Below are 26280 nucleotides of genomic sequence, written 5' to 3' on the forward strand. Positions count from 1 at the left end.
GGAAAACATGCCGCTTTTAATTCGGGTGCAGGGGGCCAAGGATCTCATTCTCGCTTTGCATCTTCGTCGCTTTGCATCTTCGAGCGATTGAATTTCTTATACGAATAGTCGGCTTTGACCTGTTCTGCACTGGCGCGGCAGCCGCGCCGCCAACCGCTTCAGGGAGCGTCGGGCTCGACGCTATAGATCCACGGCCGCCGCACCCGGTCGCTATCGCCGAATTCCGCGATCCTGGCCTGCTGCCGCAAGGTGAGGTCGATCTCGTCGAGACCGTCGAGCAGCGCCTCGCGGCGCCGGCGCGACACCGCAAAGCCGAGCTGTGGGCCGCCGGCGAGGCCGAGCTCATTGCGCGCGAGATCGACCACGAGCTGCCGGTTCGGCGGATCGAACGCGACGGCGGCGGCGAGCCCGGCAACCACCTCGGCCGGCAAGGTCAGCGCCAGGATGCCGTTCTGAAAGCAGTTCGCCGCGAACAGATCGGCGATGGTCGGGGCGATCACGCAGCGGATGCCCATCCCGGCGATCGCCCACACCGCGCCCTCGCGCGCGCTCCCACAGCCGAAATTCCGCCCGGCGAGCAGGATCGTGGCGCCGTCGTAGCGCGGGTCGTTCTGGAAGAACGATGGGTCGGCCGAGCCGTCCGGCAATCGCCGCAGGCTCTCCAGACAATAAAGGCCGAGATCGGCGCGCGGCACCGCATTGAACAGCCGCTCGACCCGGATGATGGAATCGGTGTCGACGTCGTCGCGCAGCAGCGGCGCCGCGATTCCCTGAATGCGCGTGAACGGTTGCACGATCAGTCTCCCATCTGCCGGAAATCGCTGATCGCGCCCCGGATCGCCGATGCGGCCGCCACTGCCGGGCTCGCCAGATGGGTTCGGGCGCCCGGCCCCTGGCGGCCGACGAAATTGCGGTTCGAGGTCGACACCGCGCGCGCGCCGGGCGGCACCGCCTCGCCATTGGCGGCCAGACACAGCGAGCAGCCGGGTTCGCGCCAGGCAAAGCCGCTGTCGATGAAGATGCGGTCGAGGCCCTCGGCTTCGGCCTGGCGCTTGACGGTCTCCGAGCCCGGCACGATCCAGGCCGAGACGTGGCCGGCAACCTTGCGGCCCTTGACGATGCTGGCGACGATGCGCAGGTCGGAGATCCGGCTGTTGGTGCAGGAACCGATGAAGACCCAGTCGACCTTCAGCCCGAGCAGCGACTGCTCCGGCGCGACGCCCATGTAGTCCATCGCCTCGCGGAACGATGCCTGCTGCGCCGCCGAGGCCGCCGCCAGCGACGGCACGGTGCCGTCGATGTCGATCACCTGCGCCGGGCTGGTGCCCCAGGTGATCTGCGGCTGCAGCGACGCCACGTCGACCGCGATTTCGGCATCGAACACCGCATCGGAATCGGACGGCAGCTGGCGCCAGGCCGCCAGCGCCTGCGCCCACAATTCGCCCTTGGGCGCGAACGGGCGGCCTTCCAGATAGGCGAAGGTGGTCGCGTCCGGCGCCACCATGCCGACCTTGGCGCCGAGTTCGATCGACAGGTTGCACAGCGTCAGTCGGGCTTCGACGTCCAGCGCCCGCACCGCTTCGCCGACATACTCCACCGCGTAGCCGCTGCCGCCGCCGGCGCCGAGCCGGCCGACCGCTGCGAGGATCAGGTCCTTGGCGGAGATGCCGGCGCCGGCGGCGCCGACGAAGCGGATCCGCATCGTCTTCAGCTTCGCCTGCACGATGGTCTGGGTCGCTAGTACGTGCTCGGCTTCGGTCGAGCCGATGCCGAACCCCATCGCGCCGACGCCGCCATGGGTGCAGGTGTGGCTGTCGGCGCAGACCACGATTGCGCCCGGGACGCTGACGCCCAGTTCGGGGCCGATGACGTGAACGATGCCGTTCCCGGAGCGGCCGACGTCGAATAGCCGGATGCCGGCCGCCGCCACCCCTTCGCGCAGCGATGCGATGGTGCGGCTGCGGTTCTCCGAGGTCGCCGGCCGGCCGGCGGCGGTCGACACCACGTGATCGAGCGTGGCAAAGCACAGCGCCGGCTGCGCCACGCGCCGGCCGCTGGCGTGGAGCCTGGCCAGCACTGGGCCGGAGCCGTCGTGCAGCAGGTGGCGGTCGACATGCAGCAGAGAGAAGCCGTCGCCGAGATCGGCGATTTCGTGCGCTTGCCAGATCTTGTGATACATCGTTTGCGCCGTCACGGCTCGATCTCCGCGTCCTCATCGGACAACGCGTCCACATGGACGATCAGCCGATTTAGAATGCTCCAGAACTGCTCGCGCTCGGCTTCGGTCAACAGCCGCAGCAGCGCGGCCTGGCGCTGCTGCGCGAACGGCATGATCTTGCGATAGGCGGCGTCGCCGGCCGCCGTGGTGCGAACCACCACCGCCCGCCGGTCGGCCGGATCCTCGGCGATCGAGATCAGCTTGCGCTGTTCGAGTTTCTTCAGCAGCCGGCCGATCAGCGCCTTGTCGCTGCCCAGATGGAGCGCGAGGTCGCTGGCGGCGCAAGGCTGTTGCTGAACGATCGCCGCCAGCGTCCGCCATTCGGTGACGGTGATGTCGAACGCTTCCGGATAAGCCTTGGCCGAATAGCGCTTCAGCGCCCGCGCCAACGTGTTGACCTTGGCGGTGAGAAAGTCGGGGGTCGACAGCGTGTGCCCGTCCGGGGCGATCCGCCGCCAGGGGTAGCGTTCGCCCATCAGGCCGCCTCCGTCCGTGCTGACGTCGTCGCCGCCGGGATCGACCAGGTGTCGCCCAGCGTCACCGACAGCGTGACGTCGCGATCGACGCCGACGTCGTTCTCCGGCGCAGCATCGACCGTGAAGGCAGTGTCGCCGACGCGGACGATCAGGGTGCGTCGCGAACCGCGGAACACGTTCTTCTCGACCCGGCCGCGCCAACTGATCTCCTGCTGGTCGACGGCATGCACCGGGCTTGCATCGACGCGAATGCTTTCGGCGCGGACGATCACCGACACCGGGCGACCCTGCGCCACGTGGTCGGACGCCTGCACGCGACCCGACCAGCCGTCGCCCTGCACCTCCAGGATGCGCGAATCCCTGCCGGCTTCCGAGGAAATCACGGTCGCCGGAATGATGGTCGAATTGGTGCAGAATTCGGCGACGTTCAGCGTCGCCGGCCGGAAGTAGATGCCCTCCGGGGTGTCGTTCTGCAGGATCGCGCCCTGCCGCATCACGATGATGCGGTCAGACAGCGCCATCGCCTCCTCCTGATCATGGGTCACGAACACGGTGGTGATCGCGAGGCGCTGCTGCAACGCCCGCAACTCGATCCGCATCTCGTCGCGCAGCTTGGCGTCGAGATTCGACAGCGGCTCGTCGAACAGCAGCACCGACGGCTCGAACGCGATCGCGCGGGCGATCGCGACGCGCTGCTGCTGGCCGCCGCTCAGCAGCGGGGCCGGCCGCTCGGCATAGGCCGACATCTTCACCAAATCGAGCGCCCGCATCGTCTTGGCGTGAACCTCCTGCCGCGACAGCCGGCGCAGCCTCAGCGGATAGGCGACGTTGTCGAACACCGTCATATGCGGCCAGATCGCGTAGGACTGGAACACCATTCCGGCGTTGCGCTTTTCCGGCGGCAGGAAGATCCCCCGGGCGGGATCGCTGACGGTGCTGTCGCCGATCGAGATCACGCCGCCGGTGTTGGACTCCAGCCCTGCGATCATCCGCAGGGTGGTGGTCTTGCCGCAGCCCGACGGCCCCAGCAGGGTGACGAAGGCGCCGTCGGGAATGACGGCCGTGACGTCCTTGACCGCGGCGAAGTCACCGAAGCGGCGGCTGACTGAGTTCAGGTGGACGCTTGGCAAGACCAGTCTCCGGGGTCGAGGATGCGCGGCGATCGACGATCGCTACTTGTAGATCTCGGTGGCGAGCTTGAGATCGGCGTTGATGGTGGCGGGGTTGCTGGTCCCGAGCAGCTTCGCCTTGACGATGTCCTTGACGTCCGCCGGGATCTTGTCGTCGAGCCCCTTGACGGTCGGGACCCGCGCCGACCGGACATAGACCAATTGCGCCTCGTCCGACAGGAAGAAGTCCATCAGCAGCCGCGCCGCGTTCGGATGCGGGGCGTTATTGGTCAGCGCGAGGTCGAACTGCGCGTAGACGTCGCCCTCGATCGGCGTGATGCCGACGATCGGTAGCCCCTTGTTGAGCAGTTGATCGGGCAGCGAGAACGGGATGTAGATCGGGAACTCGCCGCGCGCGACGCGGCGAGCGTTCTCGCGCACCGAGCGGCTGAACTGCGGCTTCTGCGCCGCCAGCTTCTCGTGAAATTCGCGGCCGAACTTGGCGTAGGTGGTGGCGAACATCGTCGACCCGCCGCCCAGCGCGCGCATGTCGTCGGACAGGATCTTGCCCTGCCATTTCGGATCGAGCAGATCCTTCCAGCTCTTCGGCCGATCCTTTTCCGGCACCAGCTTGGTGTTGACCGCGATGCCGTAGCCCTGGATGTAGATCGGCAGCCTGGTGCCATCGAGCTCGAGATCGCCGCGCAGCTTTCCGAGCGCCGGCAGCTCGCCATAGGGCGCGAGCGCCTCCTGGTTCTTCAACAGCCACAGCGCGCCGGCGCCGTTGAGGATGACGTCGGCGGAGACCCGGCCGGTGGCCTTCTCGGTGCGGACGCGTTCGGCGAGGTCGCTGGCGCGCAGGTCGAGGATCTCGACCGGGATGCCGTATTTGGCCTCAAACATCTTGGCGACTTCCGGATGGTAGGGAACGCCGACATGGCCGCTGTACAGCGTCACCTTGCCCTCGGCTTTCGCCGCCTTGACGACCTCGTTCCAGTCGGCGGCCTGCGCCGATGCCGACGTCCCGATTGCGATCGCGACGATCGCCGCGGATAGCCTGTTTGCCCAGTTGATCACGTCGCCTTCCCTTTCCTTGTTGTTATTTCGCCGCAACCCATCGGTTGACGATGAGCAGATGGAGCCCGCGGAACACCAGCACGACGATCAGCATCATCACCGCCACCGCGCTGACGTCCTCGGCCTTGCCCTCCTCCCACAGCCGCAGCACGGTGACCGGAAGCACCTCGTTGCCTACCGAATAGAGCAGGATCGACGCGCTGAGCTCGCGGAAGATCATGAAGAAGGTCAGCACCCAGCCGACCGAGAACGACGGCAGCGTCAGTGCCAGCACGATCTTCCCGAACGTCCTCAGCCAGCTCGCACCGTGAACCCGCGAGGATTCCTCGAGATCGTAGGAGAGCTGCATGAACGCCGTGCTCATGGTGCGCACGCCGAGCGGCGTGCCCAGCGACATATAGGCCAGCAGCAGCGCCCACAGCGTACCGTAGATGCCGATGCTGTGCGGCAGCAGCGCAAACCCCCACAGGAATCCCAGCCCCAGCACCATGCCGGGCATCATCCACGGCAACCACGCGATCAGGTCGATCAGGTGCCGGAGCGGCAGCCGGGTCCGCACCACCACATAGGCGATGATGCTGCCGAGAATCATCGTCAGGGTGGCGCCGATGAAGCCGAGTCGCGCGGTGTTCGATGCCGACCGCCAGAACAGATCGCTGTGCAGCACGTCGCGATAATGCGACAGCGTCAGCATGTCGACGCTGTAGAAGCCGTAATATCGCGAGAACGAACTGACCACCAGCTGCAGGACCGGCAGGCAGGTGAACACGACCACGTTAGCGACGCAGAACGCGAAGACCGGCCAACGCCACGCGCCCAATGCAACCGGCCGCGGCGCGAACGCCTTTCCGGACACCGTCTGGAAACTGCGGCCGCGCAGCAGTCGCCATTGCCAGGCAACCATCAGCGCCATCAGCAGCACGATCGCGAACGACAGCGCCGCCGCATATTGATAGTTCGGCGTCGCGCGATTGTTGATCGAATCGTATATCTCGGTGGTGACGACGTGGATCCCGGCCGGAACGCCGAAGAACAGCGGCGATTCAAACGCCTCGATGCCGCCGATCACCGACAGGATCGCGACGCTGGAGATCGCCGGCAGCATCAACGCCAGCGTGATGGTGCGGAACGTCCGCAGCACCCCGGCGCCGCAGGTGCGGCTGCTCTCCTCCAGCGAGGGGTCCATCGCGCGGAACGCCTCGATCAGCAGGATGAAGGCGAACGGCACGGTGAACTGCATCATGTGCCAGACCACGCCGCCATAGGAGTAGACGTTGACGAGCGGCCAGCTCGCGCCGGTCAGCGCCTGCCAGACCTGATTGATCGAGCCCGCGGTCGGATTGCCCAGCATCGCCCAGCCCATCGCGGTGAGGATCGGGGGAATGAAGAACGGCAATCCGATCAGCAACTCCAGCATGGTCTTGCCGGGAATGTCGGTGCGCGACACGGCCCAGGCCAGCAGCACGGCGAGCACCAGGCTGAGCACGGTCTTCACCAGCGAGATCGTCGCCGTGGTGGCGAGAATGCCGAGCGTGCGCAGGTTGAACAGCGCCGCATAGCCCGACAGGTCGAACGTCCCGGTCTCGCCGGGCGGCCGCGTGCTTAGGCTGCCGTACAGCAGCGTACCGATCGGATAGACCGTCAGCGCCGCCAGAATGACGACCAGCACCAGCGGCGCAGCCAGCCGGCCAAGCCGGCCAAGCCGGAGATTGCCGCGCGCCGTGGCGCCGATGGACAGGGCTTGCATCGCCATTGCGAGGTGGTCTTTTTTGCCGAGGACGTTTCCGGCAGCCTTCTTGCCCGAAACAAGTAGACATGTCTACCAATTAAAAGACATGTCTACGATCTCGGCCGCGGTGCGGCGCATTAACACATCGGCCTGGGAATGGCAGCAAGCGCCGGCCTGGACGGCCAAGGCACGACTCAGAGATTGATGTTGCTGCTGCAGCCTGGCGGTGAGGTTTGAAAGGCTATCGATTCGGTTCGGACCGAGATGTCCAAGCGGGGAAGTCAGGCCGACTTAGTCTGCCCGCGGACGACCTGTTGAGCCGCCACAGCTAGAGCAGGATGACTTATCTTCGAATCGTCATCCCGCTCTAGCTTCTCGTTTGAGCATGATCTTTTCCGAAAAACGGGATCCACTTTTCGGGATCATGCTCTAGCCCGCGCCCTCGATCAGCTTGAGGAACACCGCCCTCACCTCGGCCTGGGTCTCCTTGACCCGTGCCTGCAGCGCGGAGAAGTCCGGCGCGTCGCCGGCGCGCACCAGCACCCGCAACAGATCCTCGCCCGCCGTCTCCGGCTTGAATTTCTCGCTGACGCACAGCCGCAGGATCTGCGTCAAATCGTGATACAGCCGCGCCGCCGGACGCAGCACATTCGCCGCGGCATGCGGCAGCAGCCCGAGCCGCGTGGCATTGTCCAGCACCGCCAGCGTATTGACGTTGAGAATCTCCGGCGCCTGCGCGGCGTGGATCAGCTGCAGATATTGCGCGATGAAATCGATATCGACCAAGCCGCCGGCGGCGTATTTGAGGTCCCAGACATCGTCTTCGCCCTTTTCCTGCGCGATGGCGCGGCGCATCTCGGCGACGTCGGAGGCGATGATGGCGGCGTCGCGCGGCCGGATCAGGATGTCGCGAATGATGCCTTCGATCCTAGCGCGGAAATCCGGCGAAGCCGAGATCACCCGCGCCCGGGTCAGCGCCATATGCTCCCAGGTCCAGGCTTCGTGCTCCTGATACTCGGCAAAGGAATCCAGCCGCGAGGCCACCGGGCCGGCGCGCCCCGATGGCCGCAGCCGCATGTCGACCTCATACAACACGCCGTAATTGGTGCGCGTGGTGAAGGCGCTGATCAGCCGCTGGGTGAAGCGGGCGAAATATTGCGCGCCCTGCAGCGCGCGCTCGCCGTCGGAATCCGGCTGCTCATGGTCGAAATCATAGATCAGGATCAGGTCGAGATCGCTCGACGCCGTCATCTCCTGGCTGCCGAGCCGGCCCATCGCCAGGATCGCGGTCTGCTCATCCTTGATCCGGCCATGGCGCTCGGCGAATTGCCTGGCCACCAGATCGTCCACGGTGCCGACAATGCCCTCGGCGACATTGGCGAAGGCGGTGCTGGCCTGTTGGGTCGAGACCGTGCCGGACAGAATTCGGGTGCCGATCAGAAACAGGCTTTCCTGGCCGAACAGCCGCAACCGATCGAGGAATTCCTCATAGGAATTGGCGTCGGCCAGCGTCGCGGCCAGCCGCGCCGACAATTCGCCGCGGTCGGGCATCGCGCCGAAAAACCGCGGGTCGATCAGGCCGTCCATGATCTGCGGCTGCCGCGCCAGCATGTCGCCGAGCCGGGGTGCCGCGCCCAGCACCAGCGCGATCAGCGCCAGGAGATCGCGGTTCTGGCTGAGCAGCGAGATCAGCCGGCCGCCGCGATGCAGCGCCTGCAACAGCCGATCGAACGCCACGATGGCATTGTCGGGCTCCTCGGCCCGCGCCAGCCCGTCGATCAGCGCCGGGACGAATTCGACGAAGGCGCGCTGCGTGGTCTCGACCCGAAGCACGCGATAGCCGCCCGACATCCATTGCTGCAGCGTACCGGCCACCATCACGGGCTTCTTGTAGCCAAGCCCGGCCAGATGATCGACCAGCCGGCGGTCATCGGGGCCGGCCGCATAGTCGATATCCGGCAGCTTCTCGGTGCCGGTCGGATCGCCCTCGAACAGCTTGCCGTAATGCCCCTGCACGCAGTCCAGATGACCGAGCAGGTCCTTGGCAAAGGCCGCGCGGCTGTCATAGCCGAGGAAGCGCGCGAAGCGCTCCACCGCCTCGACCGTGTCGGGTAGCGTATGGGTCTGCTCGTCGGCGATCATCTGCAGCCGGTGTTCGACGCGACGCAGGAATTCATAGGCCGCGGTGAGTTCGTCGCGGGCCCGGTAGGTGATCCAGTCGCGCTCGGCCAGGATGTTCAAGGCCGCCAGCGTCGGCCGCACCCGCAATTCGGGATGCCGGCCGCCGGCGATCAATTGCTGGGTCTGGGCGAAGAACTCGATCTCGCGAATGCCGCCGCGGCCGACCTTGACGTTGTGGCCCTCGACCGCGATTTCGGTCTGGCCGCGAAACGTCTGCATCTGCCGCTTCATGTCGTGAACGTCGGTGAGCGCCGCGAAATCCAGATGCTTGCGCCAGACGAACGGCGCGATCTCGGCGACCAGCGCCTCGCCGGCCACGGCATCGCCGGCGCAGGGCCGCGCCTTGATCATCGCGGCGCGTTCCCAGGTGCGGCCTTCGCGCTCGTAATAGTTCAACGCCGACGCCATCGAGATCGCCACCGGCGTCGAGGCCGGATCCGGCCGCAGCCGCAGATCGACCCGGAACACATAGCCGTCGCCGGTGCGCTGCTGCAGCATCCGGCTGAGGCCCTGGGTGACGCGGACGAAGAACGGTTGCGGCTCGATATCCGGCGCCAGCGTATGGGCGTCGAGGTCGAAGAACACGATCAGATCGATGTCGCTGGAGTAGTTGAGTTCGCCGGCGCCCATCTTGCCCATCGCCAGCACGACCAGGCCGCTGCCCTGCTCCGGATGCTCGGGATCGGGCGGCTTGAGCCGGCCGCGCGCCGTCTCCTGGCGCAGCAGAAACCGCAGCGCGGCGCGCACCGCGACCACTGCGAGATCGGTGAGCGCCTGCGTCACCCGCAACACCGGCCAGACCCCACCGATGTCGCACAAAGCGATCAGCAGCGCCGCCTCGGCCTTCATCCGCCGCAAAGCCAGCATCGCGTCGGCTTCGACTCCGGCGGCGGCGACCTCCGCATCGGTCTTTTGCATCAGCGCCGCCAGGCCCTGCTCCGGATCGGCGCGTAGCAGCCGGATCAGGCGCGCGGCATCGGCGCGGATCAGATCGAACAGATAGGGCGAGGCTTCGGCGATCGACCGCAGAATGGTACCGGCATGCGGGAATTGGTCGGCGATCGTCCGCAGCGCATCGGCTTGCGCCGGGGCCAATTCGCCGAGCCAGCCGTCGAGCCGTTGCGCGGCCTCGACCGGCGCAAACAGAAGCGGACCGGCCGCGAACCGCGCGGCCAGTTGCAAATGGTCCGCGTCGCCGGTCGCGGAAGAAATCATGCGGAGATCTGTTCAATCATGGCTTCGGCACGTGCATCGCCCGCGCGGGCAGGAATTGCAAGTGTCGCGCGCAGACCGGGCTGCGCATCGGTGAGCCGAAGTTCTCCGCCATGCAGCGTGGCCACCGCCGACGCCAGGCTCAGCCCCAGGCCGGATCCGGGCAAGGTGCGGCTGGCCTCGAGCCTCACAAAGCGCTGCACCGCATGTCTGCGATCGACCTCGGGAATCCCCGGGCCGTGGTCGGTGACGCTGAGCAGCACCGCGTCGCCGTCGCGCCGCGCCTCGATCAGGATTCCCTGAGCGGGCGTCGGCGCGGCAGCGTCGACCGCTGTCGTGGCAGGCACGGCGTCAGGCACAGTATCAGGCATAGCGTCAGGCGCGGCGTCGGCCTCAAGCGGTTGCGCGGCGATTTGTCGCTGGCCGTATTTGATGGCGTTCTCCACCAGATTGGCCAGCGCCTGGCTGATCAATTCGCGATTGCCATGCAGCAGCGCCGGCTCGGCCTCGACCTGCAGGGTCAGGCCATTGTCCTCGGCCAGCGGCTCGTACAATTCGTGGATGCCATTGGCGATGTCGGCGGCGTCGAAATCCACCATGTTGTCGCGCGCCTGTCCGGATTCCGCGCGCGCGATCATCAGCAGCGCGTTGAAGGTGCGGATCAGCCCGTCGGATTCATCGATGGTACGCTCCAGCGCCGCGCGATACTCGGCCTCGTCGTGGGACTGCGCCAAGGCCTCCTCGGCGCGGTTGCGCAGCCGCGTCAACGGCGTCTTCAGATCATGGGCGATGTTGTCGGAGACTTCCTTCAGCCCCGTCATCAGCGCCTCGATCCGCTCCAGCATGGCGTTGAGATTTTCCGCGAGGCGATCGAGTTCGTCGCCGCTGCGCCCGACCGGCAGCCGGCCCGACAGATCGCCGGCCATGATCCGCCGCGTGGTGCCGGTCATGGCATCGATCCGCCGCAGCACGCGACGGGCGACGAAGATGCCGCCGCCGAGCCCGAGCACGATCACGATCAGCACCGACCAGCGCGCCGCATTGGCGACCACGCCGAACAGCCGCCGCCGCTCGGCGAGATCGCGGCCGATCAGCAGCCGGAAGCCATTGCTGAGTTCGGAGACCCGCACCAGCGCCCGATGATCCGGCTTCCCTTCATCGTCGAGCCGCTGATACACGGTCTCCGACCAGCCGGTGCGCGCCATCACGCCGGGCGCCAGCGCGCCGACATTGCCGGCCACCGCCTGCCCGGCCGGCGTGGTGACCAGATACAGATTGGCGCCCGGCCGCAGCGCGCGGTTCTCGATGGTGAACACCAGTCCGCGCAGACCGCGGCGGCCGAAAATATCGTCGATCTCGCCGATCTCGGCATTGACCGTGGTGGTGATCTGATCGGTGATCAGCCGATGCGTATTCCAGGCGAAATAGGCCAGGAGCGACGCGGCGAACAGCGCGAACAGGAATAGATAGACCAGCGTCAGCCGAAACGCGGTGGTGCGAAACAGTTTCCCGAAGGCGGTCACGGCAGCAGTCTGGCGGAAGGCGGCAGGCGCTCTGATAATGTCATCATGATCAATCATACGCGCTGCGCGGCGCGGCCAGAAGTGACAAATCGGTCAGGTTGCGGCGCGCAGACTTGGTCAATTGGGCTCAACCCGAAGTTTGCGCACGTCGATCCGGCGCGACGTGGCCATGACGGTGATTTCGAAATGATCGGTCTGGACAATGTCGACAATATTGCGTGGCCGATGCGCGACGATGCCGACGCCGCCGCGACGCCGCAGGCTGTCGTAGATCAGCCCCGCGCCGCCCGAGGCGCGCACGCGCTCGCCGAAAAGCTGCGCGGCGGCGTAGCGGTTGCTGGCATAGATCTCGGGAAGCCGATCCCGCTCTCCGCGAATGTCGAGATAATCGCCGCGCAGCGTCGCGCTGTAAGCCCGAAAGGTCCGGCGCATGGTCGCGACACCGCGCGCCACCGTTTCGCGGCGCAGATGATGGCCGACCTCAGCCGCGGCGGTCGGCAGCGCGTCGGCCGCATACCAGGCGCCAAGCTCCGGCCCGTTGAACCGCATCCCGCCGGGCGCGACGTGGAGAAACGCCGCCATGACGATGCTGGCATTGGCCACGCCATAGACCCATTCGCTCTGCGGCAGCCGATGGATGCGCTCGGCCACCAGCCGATCATTGGTCCAGCCGACCAGCTCCATCACCGCGGCGAGATCGGCGGCGGTCGCCACGCTGTCGAACAACCCGATCGGCGGAAAGCGCGAGGGGATCAGCCGATGCGACGGAGCTGGCGCGGCGGCGTAGCGATCGGTCACCGGATCACGATGTCCGCATCGTCATAGGGGGTGAAGGCGTCATCGATGCTGTTGGGCGCCATGTAGACGCCGCCGCGCGCGCCGTCGAGAAACCGCCGCACCGTCAGCAGCCCGTCCTGCGATCCGCTGGTGACCAGCTCCAGCGGCGGCCGGCCGCCGAACACCAGCGCCTGATGCGGGCCGCGCAGCCAGTCCACGCCCTGCCGCTCGTCGGCGAACAGCGTGCCCAGCGCCTGATGAATCCCCAGCACCGCGGAGATCCGGGTCAGCACGTCGACATCCAGCGTGAACGCGCCATGCTCGCGGGCCTGCTTGCACCAATTGTGATAGGTCGAGCGCGACGGAAAACCCAGCACCAGCAGCCGCTGCTGCTCGCTCAGCCCCCACAGATCCGCAATCGCCAAAAACGTCCGCAACGCCGGCGCGCTGAGCCGTCGACGGTTGGCCGGCGCAAAGCGCGCGGGGTCGAGAAGCTGGGCGGCGTGCCCGGCCTTCGAGGGATCGGTTTCGGGGTGATTCAGCATGGGCTGCTCCTGCGTCAGAAGCAGATATAGTCCAAATCTGGACTTTTTCAATTGGACGCACAGAGCATGCAGGCGAACTTTGGAATCCGACTGCCACTATCGACGGATGATTAGCGGCACGAGACGTGGTCCACGATGCACTGCCTGAATTTCACGAACGTCAGCCGCATCGCCGATATCCCGTTCCTCAAATTCCATTTCAGAGAATACATCCGCGAGAATAGCACGCGCTTGAGCGCCGGCGACCCAACTCACATAGCTAGCAGCAAGCAAGCCCGCGTGCGAAGCAATAGCTGCGTGACGAACCAGATCTGGATACGTTTTGAAGAAAGCCGCAAATTTCTCATCTACTACCTGACTGGATCTGGCCGGCCGCTTGTTCTGAAGCTTCCGCTTAAAGACGCTAATAATACCAATAGGCGCGTCTTTTTGAGCTATGAGAACATTCAGCCCTTCAATCAGGGAAATTATATTGGAAGGGGTGTCGGAATTCGCAACAAGTGGCTTCGCAGATGAATAGAATCGATCTGACCAATATTCATATCGAGCGAGACGATACAGCTCAGACTTAGCAAAAGCGTAGTACGCCCCGAGAACTATCAACATACAGGAAAAAATACCGACGATTGCCATGCTCATGTCGACCCTCCACGTCCATTCCTCTTACGAGCATCCAAAGCAGCATTCAAATTCTGTTGCTTGTTCTCCACCTTGTTCGGAATACGTTTCTTTTCTTTTTGATACTTTAGAATTGTTGCGAGCACTTCGTTGAATGCCCGAATGTAAGCTGGCCCCCGAAATACGAACGACACTCCCAGTCCGAGTGCCAGAATGAGTAGGACCGTATTTCCAATTCCAATCCGTTCGACCGCCGAGACCCACTGTCCCGGATCAGGCAACACCTCTTTCCCCATGAAGTTCCCCTAACAACCTTCACGGGTCAATATATATAATGCTCGCTTTGGGCAACTGAAACGTTAACGACTTCCCGAAACCTTGGGCTTATTTCGGCTCAAAGCTAAAATTGACTCCCCCCTACTTCACCCCGTCCCGCACCATATACCCCGCGCCCCGGATCGTATGCAGCAGCGGACGCTCAAATCCCTTGTCGATCTTGCTGCGCAGGCGCGAGATGTGGACGTCGATGACGTTGGTCTGCGGGTCGAAATGATAGTCCCAGACGTTTTCCAAGAGCATGGTGCGGGTGACGACCTGGCCGGCATGCTTCATCAGATATTCGAGCAGACGGAATTCGCGCGGCTGCAGCGTCAGCTCCTCGGTGCCGCGGGTGACGCGATGCGACAGGCGGTCGAGTTCGAGATCGCCAACGCGGTAGCTGGTCTCCTCGGCCGGGCCGCCATGGCGGCGTGACAGCACCTCGACCCGCGCCAGCAGTTCGGCGAAGGCATAGGGTTTTGGCAGATAATCGTCGCCGCCGGCGCGCAGGCCCTTGATGCGGTCGTCGACCTGGCCGAGCGCCGAGAGGATCAGCGCCGGGGTGCGGTTGCCGTTTTCGCGCAGCGTGCCGATCACGCTCAAGCCGTCGCGCTTGGGCAGCATGCGGTCGATCACCAGCACGTCGTAATCGCCGGAATCGGCCAGCGCCAGGCCCTCCTCGCCGTCGCCGGCGAGATCAGCGACATGACCGACCTCGCGAAACGCCTTGACCAGATAATCGGCGGATTCGCGGTCGTCCTCGATGATCAGCAGGCGCATATTGGTGTCGGATTCGCTCGAGGTCTGTTGGGGTATGGTCACCATGGCTTGCCTTCCCTCGCCATGCAAGGCGATCGGCGCGCTCCCTGATCGACATGAAACGGGCGGTGAAGCTGGGGGAAACTTCACCGCCCGCCGAACCTTTCGGCGGAGGGGGGCTTGCTCCTGCCGGAAGGTAGAGATGGGGACGAGTTTTCACTCGTCCCCTGGAAGGCGCCATCGGCTGGGGGCGATATGCCGACGGCACTTTCCAATTGGGCGATCAGCCTCGGCCGACCGGAACCGCGATGAAGCGCGACGAACCGCCGCTGCGCACCCGGATCAGCACGCTGTTCTTGTCGTCGTTGCGCGCTGACTTGATCGCATCGCGAATATCGTCGGCATTGCTGACGTTCTTGCCGCCGACTTCGAGAATCACGTCGCCTTCCTTGACGCCGCGATCGGCCGCGGCACTCTTCGGGTCGACATCGGTGACCACGACGCCCTCCTTGCCGGCGCCAGCAACCGAACCGGCCGGAGCCACGGTCAGGCCGAGTTTCGCCACGTCGCTGCCACGGCTGTCGGACTGGCCGCGATCATTGTTGTCGTTGCCGGCCTTGGCCTCGATCGTGTTCGGCAATTTGCCGAGCGTGAGGCTGACGGTCTTGTCCTGCCCCTTGTGGAAGATCGTGAGCTTGACCGAATTGCCCGGCGCGAAGCCACCGATGGTGCGCGCCAGCTCGCGAGCGTCCTTGACCGGGGTGCCGTTGACCGCGGTGATGACGTCGCCGGATTCGATCCCGGCCTTGGACGCCGGACCGCCCTGCTGCGGCTCGGCCACCAGCGCGCCTTCGGCCTGCTTCAGCCCGAGGCTGTCGGCGATATCCTTGGTCACCGGCTGAATCTGCACGCCGATCCAGCCGCGGCTGACCGATCCCTTCTCCTTGAGCTGGGTGATCACGGTCTTGACCGTATTGGCCGGGATCGAGAAGGCGATGCCGACGCTGCCGCCAGAGGGCGAATAGATCGCGGTGTTGACGCCCATCACTTCGCCTTCGGTGTTGAAGGCCGGGCCGCCGGAATTGCCCTTGTTCACCGGCGCGTCGATCTGGATGAAATCATCATAGGGGCCGTTGCCGATGTCGCGACCGGAGGCCGAGACGATGCCGGCGGTGACGGTGCCGCCGAGGCCGAACGGATTGCCGACCGCCAGCACCCAATCGCCGATCCGCGGCTTGGTTTCGGCCAGCTTGGCGAACGGGAAGTCGGAGCCGCCCTCGACCTTGATCAGCGCCAGATCGGTGCGCGGGTCGGTGCCGATCACCTTGGCCTTGTAGGTCTTGCCGTCGTCAGTTGTGACCTCGACCTTGTCGGCGCCGTCGACCACATGATTGTTGGTCACCGCATAGCCGTCCGACGAGATGAAGAAGCCGGAGCCCTGCCCGGTCACCGCGCCATGGCCGTGGCGACGGCCGTGCATGCCCGGGGGCATCCCGTCCAGACCGCCGAAGCGCTTGAAGAAGCGCTCCATCGGCGAGCCGGGCTGGAACGGCGACTCGTCATTGTCGTCATTGCTGGCGACCTTCTCGGCGATGTTGACCTTGACCGAAATCACCGACGGCTTCACCTTCTCGACGATGTCGGCAAAGCCGATCGGGTGCTCAACCTGCTTGACCTGCTTGTCGACCTGCGCATGCGCCGGCGTCGAAAACACATTGTCGAAGGAATGCGGGGTCGGGCTGAGGCCATAGCCGGCGACGCCGAGGCCGGCCACCACCGACGCCATCAGGGCGAATTTGCGCGCGGAGAACAGCGAGCGACGGACGGGCTTGGCGGATGGTAGCGAGTTCAAATCAATCGGGCGGTCGGTCATGCGTTTGGTCTCCAGAGCCAGTGAATCGGCGGTGCGGGGGCGAGCACCTTGTAGGCCTGAAGATGGGGGACGCCGCCTTACGGTGCGCTGGCTGGGGAATTAAAGATTTGTAATATTGACGGAATTTGTCGTCGCGGCGCGGCGGGGGGCGCGGCCGACCATTGTCGCCGACCTTACACGGATGTCGGGAATCCGATCCCGTTGTCGGCGCCCCGCGCCTCCCTGCGCACCCAACAACCTGATTTCCAAGCATTTTCCCTGTGGCCTGCTTCTTGCCAAGCGGCAGCCAGAGACGCCGGGGCGCGTCGATTGGGTTCGTCTAGGAAACAGGAGACTCCTCGTGGCTAATATTACCTTTTCATCACCCGTCATGGCGAAAGACGTCACGGTTTATGCCGTCGCCGGAGATCGCGGCACCATTCTGGCGGTCGCCAAGGCGCACAAGATTCCGATTCCGTTCGATTGCCAGGACGGCGAATGCGGCTCCTGCCTGGTGCAGGTCGAGCATTTCAATCCGCACGCCAAATACGCGGTCGCGTTGACCGAAAAAGAAAAAGAGATGCTGAAGCAGCTCGGCAAGATCACCAAGGAAGAGATCCAGAACGCCGAAGTCAACGACATGCCGCCGCGCTATCGGCTGGCGTGCCAGTGCTTCGTGCGCAATGAGGATATTCTTGTCAGCTTTGAGGGCGACCAGACCCTGCCGGTGCAGCGCCCGCACATCTCCACCGCCGCCAAGCGCTACAAGGGCGGCACCGAGATCAGCTCGCTGGCGGAATTCTACGGCTACGCCGCCAAGGTCGAACAGGACGCCGCGGAAAACTACGACGCTCTCGCAGCCGCAATGGCAAAGGTCGGCAATGATGAGGTGACCAAGCTGTTCACCCAGCTCGCCGACTTCTCGCGGCTGCATCTGGCCGAAGTGAAAGCGCGCGCCGGTACGATCGATCTGAGCAAGAACGTGCCGCCGGACTACGCCTGGCCCGACCACGCCACGCCGGAATCCACCGCCGTCTGGGCGGCCGATCCGTCGATGTCGCGGCTCGGCGGGCTGAAGGTGGCGCTACAGGGCGAGCGCCGTGGCTTCGAATTCTATAGCGCAGTCGAAGCCACCGCGAAGGACCCCGAGATCGCCGCGGCCGCCAAGGAATTCGTCAAGGAAGAGGCCGAGCACGTCAAGATTCTGGAAGCCTGGATCACCCAGGAAGAATGGGCCGTGAAGAACGCCAAGGCGACCGAAAACGCCTGATCGCAACCGGACACATCACAAGCGGACAGCGCCGCCGGCAGGATGCCGGCGGCCGAACAGCGAAGGACATGGAATGATGGATACGGTCGAAGAGTTTCTCGCCCACTCGATCAAGCTCGAACAGGAAGCCGCGTTGCGGTTCGGTCAATTGGCCGACGCGATGGAATCCTGCGGCAATCGCGAAGTCTCGAAATTGTTTCGGCAATTGTCGGACTATTCGCGGATGCACCAGGCCGACGCCCAGGCCCGCGCCGGCTTTCGCGAAATTCCGGAGCTGAAGCCCGACGATTTCAGCTGGCCCGGGCTGGAAAGCCCGGAGACCGCAGCGATCTGGGGCACCGATCCATTCATCGGCCGCGATCTGGCGCTGGAAATCGCGCTGGAAGCCGAGACCGGCGCCTATGAGTGGTACAAGAACGTGCTCGACACCACCACCGATCCGGAAATCCGGGCGCTGGCCAAGGAGTTCGTCGCCGAAGAAAGCGGCCACGTCGCCGAACTGCACAAATGGATCGCGATGCACAAGGCCGGCCAGCCGCTGCCGCAGGAAATCACGCCGTTCTGAGCGGCGAAGTTATCAGCTCAACCGCGTGGCCTTGCTGCACCGGGGCAGCTCGGCCAACGCGGCGAAGTCCGCCGATCCATAGCGGACACTAGAGCAGGATGACTTAATCTTCGAATCGTCATCCCGCTCTAGCTTGTTTGTTTGAGCATGATCTTTTCCGAAAACCGGGATCCACTTTCGGGATCATGCTCTAAGCCGCATAGGCCGGGCGGTCCGTCGGCGCGACCGATCAGGGGATCAGCTCGGTCGCGGCGCGTTGCATATTCGCCGACATCTCGGCGGTGACCACGCTCTGTTCTTCCACCGCGGCCGCGGTCGTGTTCACGAATTCGCCGACGCCGGCGATCGCCGCCCGGATCGACAGCAGCGCCGCCACGACGTCTTCCGAAATCCCATTGAGCAATCCGATTTCGGAATTGATCTTGTCGGTCGCGGTCTTGGCCTGGGTTGCCAGGTTTTTGACCTCGGAGGCGACCACCGCGAAGCCCCGGCCGGCCTCTCCGGCCCGGGCCGATTCGATGGTGGCGTTGAGCGCCAGCAGATTGATCTGTCCGGTGATGTGGCCGATCAATTCAACAATGCCGCCCATCGAACTGGCGGCGTCGGTGAGGCGCTTGGCCTGCAGTTCGGCGGACTCGACCTGGGACACCGCAGCGCCGGCGCTTTGCCGGGATTTTTCCATGGTCTGGGCAATCTCGCAGATCGACGAACTCATTTCCTCGCTGCCGGCGGCGACAGATTCGATGAAGCCCCGGGCATTCTCCGCCTTCTTGCGACCGACCGCTTCGGCCGTGACGTCGGCGGCGAATTTCACCACTTTGAACGGATGACCATCGAGATCGAGGATCGGGTTATAGGACGCCTGAATCCAGATCTCGCGGCCGCCCTTGCCGAGACGCTTGAATTCACCCGATTGATATAGTCCGGCCTTCAGATTATTCCAAAACTCCGCATAGGCCGGCTTCGCGCGATCCGCGGGTTCGATGAACATGCTGTGATGTTTGTTCTGGATTTCGCTCAGCGCGTAGCCCATCGTGTCGCAGAATTTCTGGTTGGCGGTCAGCACGATTCCGTCAAGGCTGAATTCGATCACCGCCTGTGATTTCTGTATCGCGGCGAGCTGGCCGTTGGCGTCGGCGGCCTTGAGGCTCTGAGCGGTAATGTCAGTGGCAAATTTCACCACCCTGAACGGTTTGCCGGACTGGTCCAGCACTGGATTGTAGGACGCCTGGATCCAGATCTCCTTGCCGCCCTTGCCGAGCCGCTTGAATGTCCCGGCCTGGTATTCGCCGCGGTTCAGACTAGCCCAGAATTCGCGATAGGCCGGGCTGGCGGCGTCTGCGCCGACGAACATGCTGTGGTGCTTGCCCTCGATCTCGCGCAGCGTATAGCCCATCGTCGCGAGAAAATTGTGGTTGGCAGTGACAATCGAACCGTCGAGCTCGAATTCGATCACCGCCTGCGATCGGTTCAACGCGGCAATCTTGCCGGCATCGGCGAGGCTCTTGATTTTCAGCTCGGTGATGTCAGTCGCGAATTTGATGACGCTGACCGGCTTGCCTGCGGCGTCGAGTACCGGATTGTAGGACGCCTGGATCCAGATCTCCTTGCCCGATCTGGTGATACGTCTGAACTCGCCGGACTGGTATTCGCCGCGATTGAGCGCCGCCCAAAACTCGCGATAGCCGGCGCTGTCCCGCAGCTCAGGGACCACGAACATGCGGTGGTTCTTGCCCTGGATGTCGGTCAGCTCATAGCCGAGCAGGCCGAGAAAATTATCGTTCGCGGTGATAATCGTGCCATCAAGCTTGAGTTCGATGATCGCCTTCGACCGCTTCAACGACGCCATCCGAGCCAGAGCAGCACGACCTTCGGCGATGCCGAAAATATTGTTCATCCGATCGTGTCTTTCCTAGGAGCCTCTGTGGATCAATTCCGAGAAATCGCATCAAGGCGACAGGCTGGACCAGATTGTGCCGCTGCATCTTCGCGAAGATGATTGTTTTCATTGTTTCACCAAAATTCCGTTAAGCCATGTCTCCCGTAGCCTCGTGCAACTACGAACTATGGATCACGTCGAGCAATCCAAGCAAGTTGTTAGCAATCGAACGACGACACGCGGCAAGCCACGAGCACCGGCCAACCTGAATATCACGCGCGCATCAAGCCGGGCACCAGCGTTCCCTCTGCCGCTCAACCTAGGCCTTCCATGCTGCGATGTGCAATTTCGCACACCTCGTACCAGCCGCGGCGCATGATCTGGATCAAGCCCCGACCTGCCCGGGCAAGCCAGATTGCGAGCAAAATCACGCGCAGGGGTGGACATGTCCAGCACACATCGTCAGAGCATTGGCGACAGCCAGCGCCATCTCACCATCCCGGCCTCGCTGGTGGCGACCTTCATGTATTCCAGCAGCGACGCCATGGCCACGCTCGACCCGGTCGGCGTCATTCAACACGCCAATCCGGCCTGGCGCGCGGCCATGGAGGTCACCTCGGACGCCGAGCTCGCCGGCCTGAACTGGCAGGATCTGTGGCCTACCGACATGCGCGGCGAAGCCGTGCAGGCGATCCAGCGCGCGCATGCGCGATTGACGACGCGCTTCACCGCGCGGTGTCAGACCCTGAAGGGGCAGCTGCGCTGGTTCGACCTGACCATCGGCCCGGTGGCCGATGCTTCCGGCAATCTGTCACAGATCCTCGTGCAGTCGCGCGACGTCACCTGCTACAAACTACGCGAAACCGACCTGCAGAATTCCGTGAGCGCCGCCGAGGCGGCGCTGGATGGGGTGACGCGCCGACTGGAGACGGAGTCGCAGCGGCTCGCGCAGGCCACCGCGCGCGCCGAACAGGCCAAGGATGTCGGCCTCGTCAACCAACACGTCGGCGATATCGTTCACGACTTCAACAATGTGCTGATGGTGCTGAGCAGCTCCTCCAGCCTCCTGCATCGCGGCGTCACACCGACCATGCAGGCCGAGATTCTGGACAATATCGATCTGGCGATCGAGCGCGGCTATCTGCTGGTGCGGCATCTGCAAGATCTGCTGCGCGACGACGCTGCCCGGCCGGAGCCGATCGATTAGCCCGAGCGGCGGCCCGACGATTCGGCCGGCGGATAGCGGCCGGGTCCGAGCGCTCAGGCCGGCTTGTCCGGCGCGGAATCGGCGCCGAGCAGCCGCTCGATCCGGGCTTCCTCCTCGGCGGTCAGCGTCGTGGCGGCTTCGCCATTCGACCCGCCCCTGGAGCGCCGACGGTTGTTCGCCCACAGCGCCGCCGCGCCACCGATCAGTACCAGCGGCGGCAGCAGCCACAACAGCAGCGTATGGGTCTCGAATCGCGGCTTGAGCAGCACGAACTCGCCGTAACGCGCCACCAGAAAATCGATCACCTGCTTGTCGCTGTCGCCATTGGCGATGCGCTCACGCACCAGCAGCCGCAGATCCCGCGCCAGCGGCGCGTTGGAATCGTCGATCGACTGGTTCTGGCACACCATGCAGCGCAATTCCTGCGACAGATTGCGCGCCCGCGCCTCCTCCGCCGGATTGGCCATGAGTTCGTCGGGCTGCACCGCAAATGCGGGTGCGGCGAGCACGACGAACCATGCCACCAGCATGAGGGCCAAACCCGGCGAACGGCCTTGACCAAAATATCGCATTATGCGATATTTTTTCGGATGGCCGATATCGTGTTCACCCCTGCCGCTCTGCGGCAATGGTTGAAATTGACGCCGCAAGCGCGCGAGCGCCTCGACGCCAAGCTGAGTGACTTTGCAGATACCGGTCAAGGCGACATCAAGAAACTGCAAGGGCAGGACAGGTTTCGCCTTCGGGTGGGCGATTACCGCATCCTTTTCTATCGCGAGGCTACGACCATCATTGTTGTCGGCGTTGGACATCGGCGTGACATATACGAATAGGCTTCTGAGATGAAGGTGCAATTCAAAGACACTCCGGAAGGCAAAATCGTCATTTTGCCGCGCGCCGAATATGAGCGTCTCAAGGCCATTGAGCAAGAAGCAATGGAAGATGCCGCGAGCGTCCGTCTGCTTGATAAGGGCATGAAGGACGTCGCCGCTGGTGCGCCGCTTATTCCATTCGCGATCGTGCGGCGGCTGGCCGAGGGAGAGAATCCGATCCGGGTGTTGCGGCAATTTCGCGGCATGACTCAGGCTGAACTTGCCGCAGCCGAGAGCGTTCAGATCACACAAAACTATCTGTCCGACCTGGAGACCGGCAAGCGCAAAGGCCCGTTCGAGTTACACCGCAAAATCGCGGCATGTCTGGACGTGCCGCTGGACTTGCTGACGACCACCGCAGCGTCGGACCCGGCAAGCAATCCGCCGCGCAGCGCCAAATCCAAGCAGGACGAGGCCAAGCGCAGCCGGCGCTGAGCGCGCCCTACTCCGCCGCCTGCAACACCCGCGACGGCTTTGCCGGCTTCGGCGCGCCGACCCGCAGGCGGCGGTCGGACAGCGACAGCAAGCCGCCCAGCGCCATCAACAGCGGGCCGAACCAGATCAGCAGCACCATCGGCTTGTGATAGATCCGCACCGCGGTGGCGCCATCGACGGCGGTTTCGCCGAGCGAGACGTAGAGCTGGCTGACACCGCGCGTCAGCAGCGCCGCCTCGGTGGTCGACGAGCCGCGGGTGGTGAAGCTGCGCTTCGACGGCGTCATCGTGGCGATCTGCTTGCCATTGAGGCTGACGTCGAAGCGGGCGATCACCTCGCGGAAATTCGGCCCCTGCCGCTGCGAGGTGCCCTCGAGCTTCATCACATAGCCGGCGATCGGCGCGACATCGCCGGGCTTCATCGTGGCGATGTATTCGCTGTTCCAGGTGGTCTCGCAGACGATGCCGATCAGCGCCACGCCGACGCCGGCATGGGCGAACATGGTGCCCCAGGTCGAGCGCGGCAGGCCCCAGGCGCGCCGCATCGCCACCGGAAAGCGGTTGCGGAACAGGCCGATCCGTTCGCCGATATCGCTGAGCGCGCCGAAGATCACGAATACCGCGAGCCCGATCGCCAGCGGCGCCAGCACCGCGCCGCCCGTGGTCCAGGCCCACACCATCGCGATCGCCAGCAAGGCGGTGATTCCGGCGGCGAGCAGGCGCTGCGCCGCGCCGGCCAGATCGCCGCGCTTCCACGCCAGCATCGGCCCGAACGGCACCGCCAGCAGCAGCGGCACGAACAAGGGGCCGAAGGTCAGGTTGAAGAACGGCGCGCCGACCGAGATCTTGTCGCCGGTGAGCACTTCGAGAGCCAGCGGATACAGCGTGCCGACGAACACCGTGGCGCAAGCGGTGGTGAGGAACAGATTGTTCAGCACCAGCGCGCCCTCGCGCGAGATCGGCGCGAACAGCCCACCCTGCTTCAGCGCCGAGGCCCGCGAGGCGAACAGCGACAGGCTGCCGCCGATGAAGATGCACAGGATCAGCAGGATGAAGATGCCGCGGGTCGGATCGGTGGCGAAGGCATGGACCGAGGTCAAGACGCCGGAGCGCACCAGGAAGGTGCCGAGCAGCGACAGCGAGAAGGTCAGGATCGCCAGCAGGATGGTCCAGACCTTGAGCGCGTTGCGCTTCTCCATCACCACCGCCGAATGCAGCAGCGCGGTGCCCGCCAGCCACGGCATCAGCGAGGCGTTCTCGACCGGATCCCAGAACCACCAGCCACCCCAGCCGAGTTCGTAATAAGCCCAATACGAGCCCATCGCGATGCCGAGCGTCAGGAAGATCCACGCCATCAGCGTCCACGGCCGCACCCAGCGCGCCCAGGCCGCGTCGACGCGGCCCTCGAGCAGCGCGGCGATGGCGAAGGCGAACGAGATCGAGAAGCCGACATAGCCGAGATAGAGCATCGGCGGATGGATCGCGAGGCCGATATCCTGCAGCACCGGGTTGAGGTCGCGGCCCTCCATCGGCGGATTGGCGATGCGCAGGAACGGATTCGAGGTCAGCAGGATGAACAGATAGAACGCGGTGGCGATCCAGGCCTGCACCGCCAGCACATGGGCGCGCAGGCTCAGCGGCAGATTGTTGCCGAACGCCGCCACCATGCCGCCGAACAGCGCCAGGATCGAGACCCACAGCAGCATCGAGCCTTCATGATTGCCCCAAACGCCGGTGATCTTGTAGAGCAGCGGCTTCATCGAATGCGAATTCTCGTAGACATTGACCACCGAGAAATCCGAACTGACGTGCAGCCACACCAGCGCCAGGAAAGAGCCGCCCGCGAAGGCCAGCTGCGCCAGCGCGGTGGAGCGCGCCACATTCATCAGCCCGCCGTCATTCAGCCGCGCGCCGATGATCGGCACCGTGCCCTGGATCAGCGCCAGACAAAGCGCCAGCACCAGCGCGTAATGGCCGGCCTCGGCGATCATCGCACCGCCCCCTGGGGTGCCGCGTCGGCGGTCTGCCCGGCCGGCGGCGCGCCCGGCTTGTCGGCGTAGTCGTCTTTCCAGTGGCCCTGCTTCTTCAGCGCGTCGGCGACGTCCTTGGGCATGTATTTTTCGTCATGCTTGGCCAGCACGGTGTCGGCCTCGAACACGCCGGCGGAATCCAGCGCGCCCTCGGCGATCACGCCCTGCCCCTCGCGGAACAGATCGGGCAGGATGCCCTTGAATTTCACCGGCAGAGTGGCGCCGCCATCGGACACTTTGAACGCCACCGCCAGATCGGCGCCGCGCTGCACCGAGCCCTGCTCGACCACGCCGCCGAGCCGAAACCGCTTGCCGGGGCCGATATGTTTTTCCGCCGCCATCGTCGGGGTCGAGAAGAACACGATCGAGTCGCGCATCGCGTTCAGCACCAGCGCCGCCGCGATTGCGAGCACGAGACCCGCGCCTCCGATCATCGTCAACCGTCGCTGTTTCCTGGTCATGCCAACCTATCAGTGTTGAGTGGGGCTCAGCCGTCGAGCCCGAGATCCTTCAGCCCGTCATTGAGCCGCCGCAATGTGTCAGCATTGCCGCCGACCGCCTGGCGGGCCTGGGTTCGCGCGTCCTTGGCCTTGTCGGCGTCGCCCAGCACCATATAGGCACGGACCAGCCGCAGCCATCCCTCGACGTCGTCGCCATTCTGCTTCAGCCGGCTCGCCAGCCGGTCGACCATGCCGCGAATCATGGCGTTGCGGTCGGCCGGGGTCATGTCCTTGGCGGCGGCGACCTTGTCGTCCGGCAGCGCCGGCACCGCGACGCCGCCGACGCGGGCCAAGGCGGCCTGCAGCATCGGCCGCCACGGCGCATCCGCCGGCGCCTTCTCCAGCAAGGCGCGCCAGATCGTGGCGGCGTCCTTGGGCCGGCCGTCCTGTTCGGCGGCAAGCCCCAGGAAATAATGCGACTTGACCTCGTCGGCGTTCAACGTCAGCGCCTTTTCGAACTCGGTCTTGGCCTCGTCGGTGACCACGCCGCCGGCCGCCATCGTGATCATCTCGCCGAGATCGGCGCGGCGCTGCGCGGTATCCCCCGCATAGGTGATGGCGTTGCGATAGGACCGCACCGCGTCGTCGAACCGGCCGAGTTTGGCCTGCACCGGCGCCAGCACCGCCCAGCCGCGGCCATCAGTCGGGGTCTTTTCCAGATGGGCCTCGACCTGCTCAACCAGATTTTCCAGCGGCTGCGAGGTTGGCGGCGCCTGGGCCCGCTGCGCCAGCGGCGCGTCATCAAGTCGCGGCGAGCCGAGCGGAAGATAGAACGCCACCGCCAGCGCCGGCAGTCCGACCAGCGCGATCACCGCCACCGCGCGGCGCAATCCCTTGCGCGACGAGGTCGGCGGCGCACGTTCGGAATCGGCGCTCGCGAGCAGCCGACGGCTGATTTCGACCCGCGCCGCGGCGGCCTCGGGCGCCGCGATCAGGCCAGCGGCGCTGTCACGGTCGATCTCGGCAAGCTGATCCTTATAGACATTGGCCTCGGAGCCCTGGCGCGATCGACGCCCGCCACGTGCCAGTGGCCACAGCACGGCAAAGGCCGCAGCAGCCGTCATCATCGCGAACACAAACCACAGCGTCATTCAAAGAGATTCCGGTGACAACGTCGGCGCAAGGCGCA

General features: G+C 64.8%; 24 protein-coding genes. 5 read left to right on the forward strand and 19 right to left on the reverse strand.

The features are described 5' to 3' along the window. Positions 1-158: 158 nt before the first annotated feature. The 14 genes from leuD to RBJ75_RS10610 all read right to left on the reverse strand — a co-directional run bounded on the left by leuD (position 159) and on the right by RBJ75_RS10610 (position 16415). Complete coding sequence (gene leuD, locus RBJ75_RS10545) at positions 159-794, reverse strand: 3-isopropylmalate dehydratase small subunit (protein WP_044414645.1); 636 nt, start codon at positions 792-794, stop codon at positions 159-161. A gap of 2 nt (positions 795-796) precedes the next feature. Further along, complete coding sequence (gene leuC / locus RBJ75_RS10550; RefSeq protein ID WP_044414644.1) at positions 797-2179, reverse strand: 3-isopropylmalate dehydratase large subunit; 1383 nt, start codon at positions 2177-2179, stop codon at positions 797-799. A gap of 11 nt (positions 2180-2190) precedes the next feature. Continuing rightward, complete coding sequence (locus tag RBJ75_RS10555; RefSeq protein WP_044414643.1) at positions 2191-2694, reverse strand: MarR family winged helix-turn-helix transcriptional regulator; 504 nt, start codon at positions 2692-2694, stop codon at positions 2191-2193. Then, positions 2694-3824, reverse strand: coding sequence for an ABC transporter ATP-binding protein (locus RBJ75_RS10560; RefSeq protein WP_044414642.1), 1131 nt, complete (start codon positions 3822-3824; stop codon positions 2694-2696). Before RBJ75_RS10560 ends, RBJ75_RS10555 begins: the two co-directional genes overlap by 1 nt. Before the next feature lie 42 nt (positions 3825-3866). Beyond that, positions 3867-4880: an ABC transporter substrate-binding protein gene (locus RBJ75_RS10565; protein WP_152647790.1), complete on the reverse strand. Its 1014-nt coding sequence runs from the start codon at positions 4878-4880 to the stop codon at positions 3867-3869. 22 nt (positions 4881-4902) lie between these two features. Beyond that, on the reverse strand, positions 4903-6633 hold the full coding sequence (locus RBJ75_RS10570; protein WP_052629000.1) for an ABC transporter permease: 1731 nt from the start codon (positions 6631-6633) through the stop codon (positions 4903-4905). 405 nt (positions 6634-7038) lie between these two features. Then, the gene (locus tag RBJ75_RS10575) at positions 7039-10005 is read right to left on the reverse strand and encodes a bifunctional [glutamine synthetase] adenylyltransferase/[glutamine synthetase]-adenylyl-L-tyrosine phosphorylase (RefSeq protein WP_044409382.1); all 2967 of its coding nucleotides are present in this window, start codon (positions 10003-10005) and stop codon (positions 7039-7041) included. Beyond that, positions 10002-11525, reverse strand: coding sequence for an ATP-binding protein (locus RBJ75_RS10580; protein ID WP_044409391.1), 1524 nt, complete (start codon positions 11523-11525; stop codon positions 10002-10004). Before RBJ75_RS10580 ends, RBJ75_RS10575 begins: the two co-directional genes overlap by 4 nt. Before the next feature lie 117 nt (positions 11526-11642). Next, the gene (locus RBJ75_RS10585; protein WP_044409379.1) at positions 11643-12323 is read right to left on the reverse strand and encodes an RES family NAD+ phosphorylase; all 681 of its coding nucleotides are present in this window, start codon (positions 12321-12323) and stop codon (positions 11643-11645) included. Further along, positions 12320-12847 (reverse strand): antitoxin Xre/MbcA/ParS toxin-binding domain-containing protein, encoded by a 528-nt coding sequence (locus RBJ75_RS10590; RefSeq protein ID WP_044409376.1) that lies wholly within the window; start codon positions 12845-12847, stop codon positions 12320-12322. Before RBJ75_RS10590 ends, RBJ75_RS10585 begins: the two co-directional genes overlap by 4 nt. Before the next feature lie 96 nt (positions 12848-12943). Beyond that, complete coding sequence (locus RBJ75_RS10595; RefSeq protein WP_152647679.1) at positions 12944-13486, reverse strand: hypothetical protein; 543 nt, start codon at positions 13484-13486, stop codon at positions 12944-12946. Next, a complete protein-coding gene (locus RBJ75_RS10600) occupies positions 13483-13761 on the reverse strand; it encodes a hypothetical protein (protein ID WP_152647678.1) in 279 nt (92 codons plus the stop codon). Before RBJ75_RS10600 ends, RBJ75_RS10595 begins: the two co-directional genes overlap by 4 nt. A 121-nt stretch (positions 13762-13882) precedes the next feature. Then, on the reverse strand, positions 13883-14563 hold the full coding sequence (locus RBJ75_RS10605) for a response regulator transcription factor (protein ID WP_044409388.1): 681 nt from the start codon (positions 14561-14563) through the stop codon (positions 13883-13885). Positions 14564-14825: 262 nt separating this feature from the next. After that, complete coding sequence (locus RBJ75_RS10610; protein WP_044409369.1) at positions 14826-16415, reverse strand: Do family serine endopeptidase; 1590 nt, start codon at positions 16413-16415, stop codon at positions 14826-14828. A gap of 340 nt (positions 16416-16755) precedes the next feature. Between RBJ75_RS10610 and RBJ75_RS10615 the strand changes: the two genes are divergently transcribed. After that, complete coding sequence (locus RBJ75_RS10615; protein WP_044409366.1) at positions 16756-17664, forward strand: 2Fe-2S iron-sulfur cluster-binding protein; 909 nt, start codon at positions 16756-16758, stop codon at positions 17662-17664. A 76-nt stretch (positions 17665-17740) separates the two neighbouring features. Continuing rightward, entirely contained in the window at positions 17741-18229 is a 489-nt protein-coding gene (locus RBJ75_RS10620) for a ferritin-like domain-containing protein (RefSeq protein ID WP_044409385.1), read from the forward strand. Positions 18230-18458: 229 nt separating this feature from the next. Here the strand turns inward: RBJ75_RS10620 and RBJ75_RS10625 are convergent, their stop codons facing one another. Continuing rightward, on the reverse strand, positions 18459-20126 hold the full coding sequence (locus RBJ75_RS10625; protein ID WP_044409363.1) for a PAS domain-containing protein: 1668 nt from the start codon (positions 20124-20126) through the stop codon (positions 18459-18461). Between the two features lie 427 nt (positions 20127-20553). On the opposite strand from RBJ75_RS10625, the gene RBJ75_RS10630 reads away from it, so the two are divergent. Further along, positions 20554-21315, forward strand: a complete 762-nt coding sequence (locus RBJ75_RS10630) for a PAS domain-containing protein (protein WP_044409362.1) — start codon at positions 20554-20556, stop codon at positions 21313-21315. A gap of 53 nt (positions 21316-21368) precedes the next feature. On the opposite strand, the gene RBJ75_RS10635 is transcribed toward RBJ75_RS10630, so the two are convergent. Beyond that, the gene (locus tag RBJ75_RS10635) at positions 21369-21845 is read right to left on the reverse strand and encodes a cytochrome c-type biogenesis protein (protein ID WP_044409361.1); all 477 of its coding nucleotides are present in this window, start codon (positions 21843-21845) and stop codon (positions 21369-21371) included. 60 nt (positions 21846-21905) lie between these two features. On the opposite strand from RBJ75_RS10635, the gene RBJ75_RS10640 reads away from it, so the two are divergent. Beyond that, positions 21906-22148 carry a type II toxin-antitoxin system RelE family toxin gene (locus RBJ75_RS10640; RefSeq protein WP_044409360.1) on the forward strand — a complete coding sequence of 81 codons (243 nt, stop codon included), beginning with the start codon at positions 21906-21908 and terminating at the stop codon, positions 22146-22148. Between the two features lie 9 nt (positions 22149-22157). Beyond that, the gene (locus tag RBJ75_RS10645; RefSeq protein ID WP_044409358.1) at positions 22158-22622 is read left to right on the forward strand and encodes a helix-turn-helix transcriptional regulator; all 465 of its coding nucleotides are present in this window, start codon (positions 22158-22160) and stop codon (positions 22620-22622) included. Between the two features lie 7 nt (positions 22623-22629). Here RBJ75_RS10645 and RBJ75_RS10650 read toward each other — a convergent pair whose 3' ends face one another. Genes RBJ75_RS10650 through ccmI form a run of 3 tightly spaced genes read right to left on the reverse strand, consistent with a single transcriptional unit; the run spans position 22630 to position 26242 of the window. Further along, entirely contained in the window at positions 22630-24612 is a 1983-nt protein-coding gene (locus RBJ75_RS10650) for a heme lyase CcmF/NrfE family subunit (protein WP_276156934.1), read from the reverse strand. Next, the gene (gene ccmE / locus RBJ75_RS10655; protein WP_044410675.1) at positions 24609-25112 is read right to left on the reverse strand and encodes a cytochrome c maturation protein CcmE; all 504 of its coding nucleotides are present in this window, start codon (positions 25110-25112) and stop codon (positions 24609-24611) included. Before ccmE ends, RBJ75_RS10650 begins: the two co-directional genes overlap by 4 nt. Positions 25113-25138: 26 nt before the next feature. Then, the gene (gene ccmI / locus RBJ75_RS10660; RefSeq protein ID WP_044410678.1) at positions 25139-26242 is read right to left on the reverse strand and encodes a c-type cytochrome biogenesis protein CcmI; all 1104 of its coding nucleotides are present in this window, start codon (positions 26240-26242) and stop codon (positions 25139-25141) included. Positions 26243-26280: the final 38 nt, after the last annotated feature.

It is taken from the genome of Rhodopseudomonas sp. BAL398 (assembly GCF_033001325.1).
Classification (GTDB): Bacteria; Pseudomonadota; Alphaproteobacteria; order Rhizobiales; family Xanthobacteraceae; genus JARJEH01.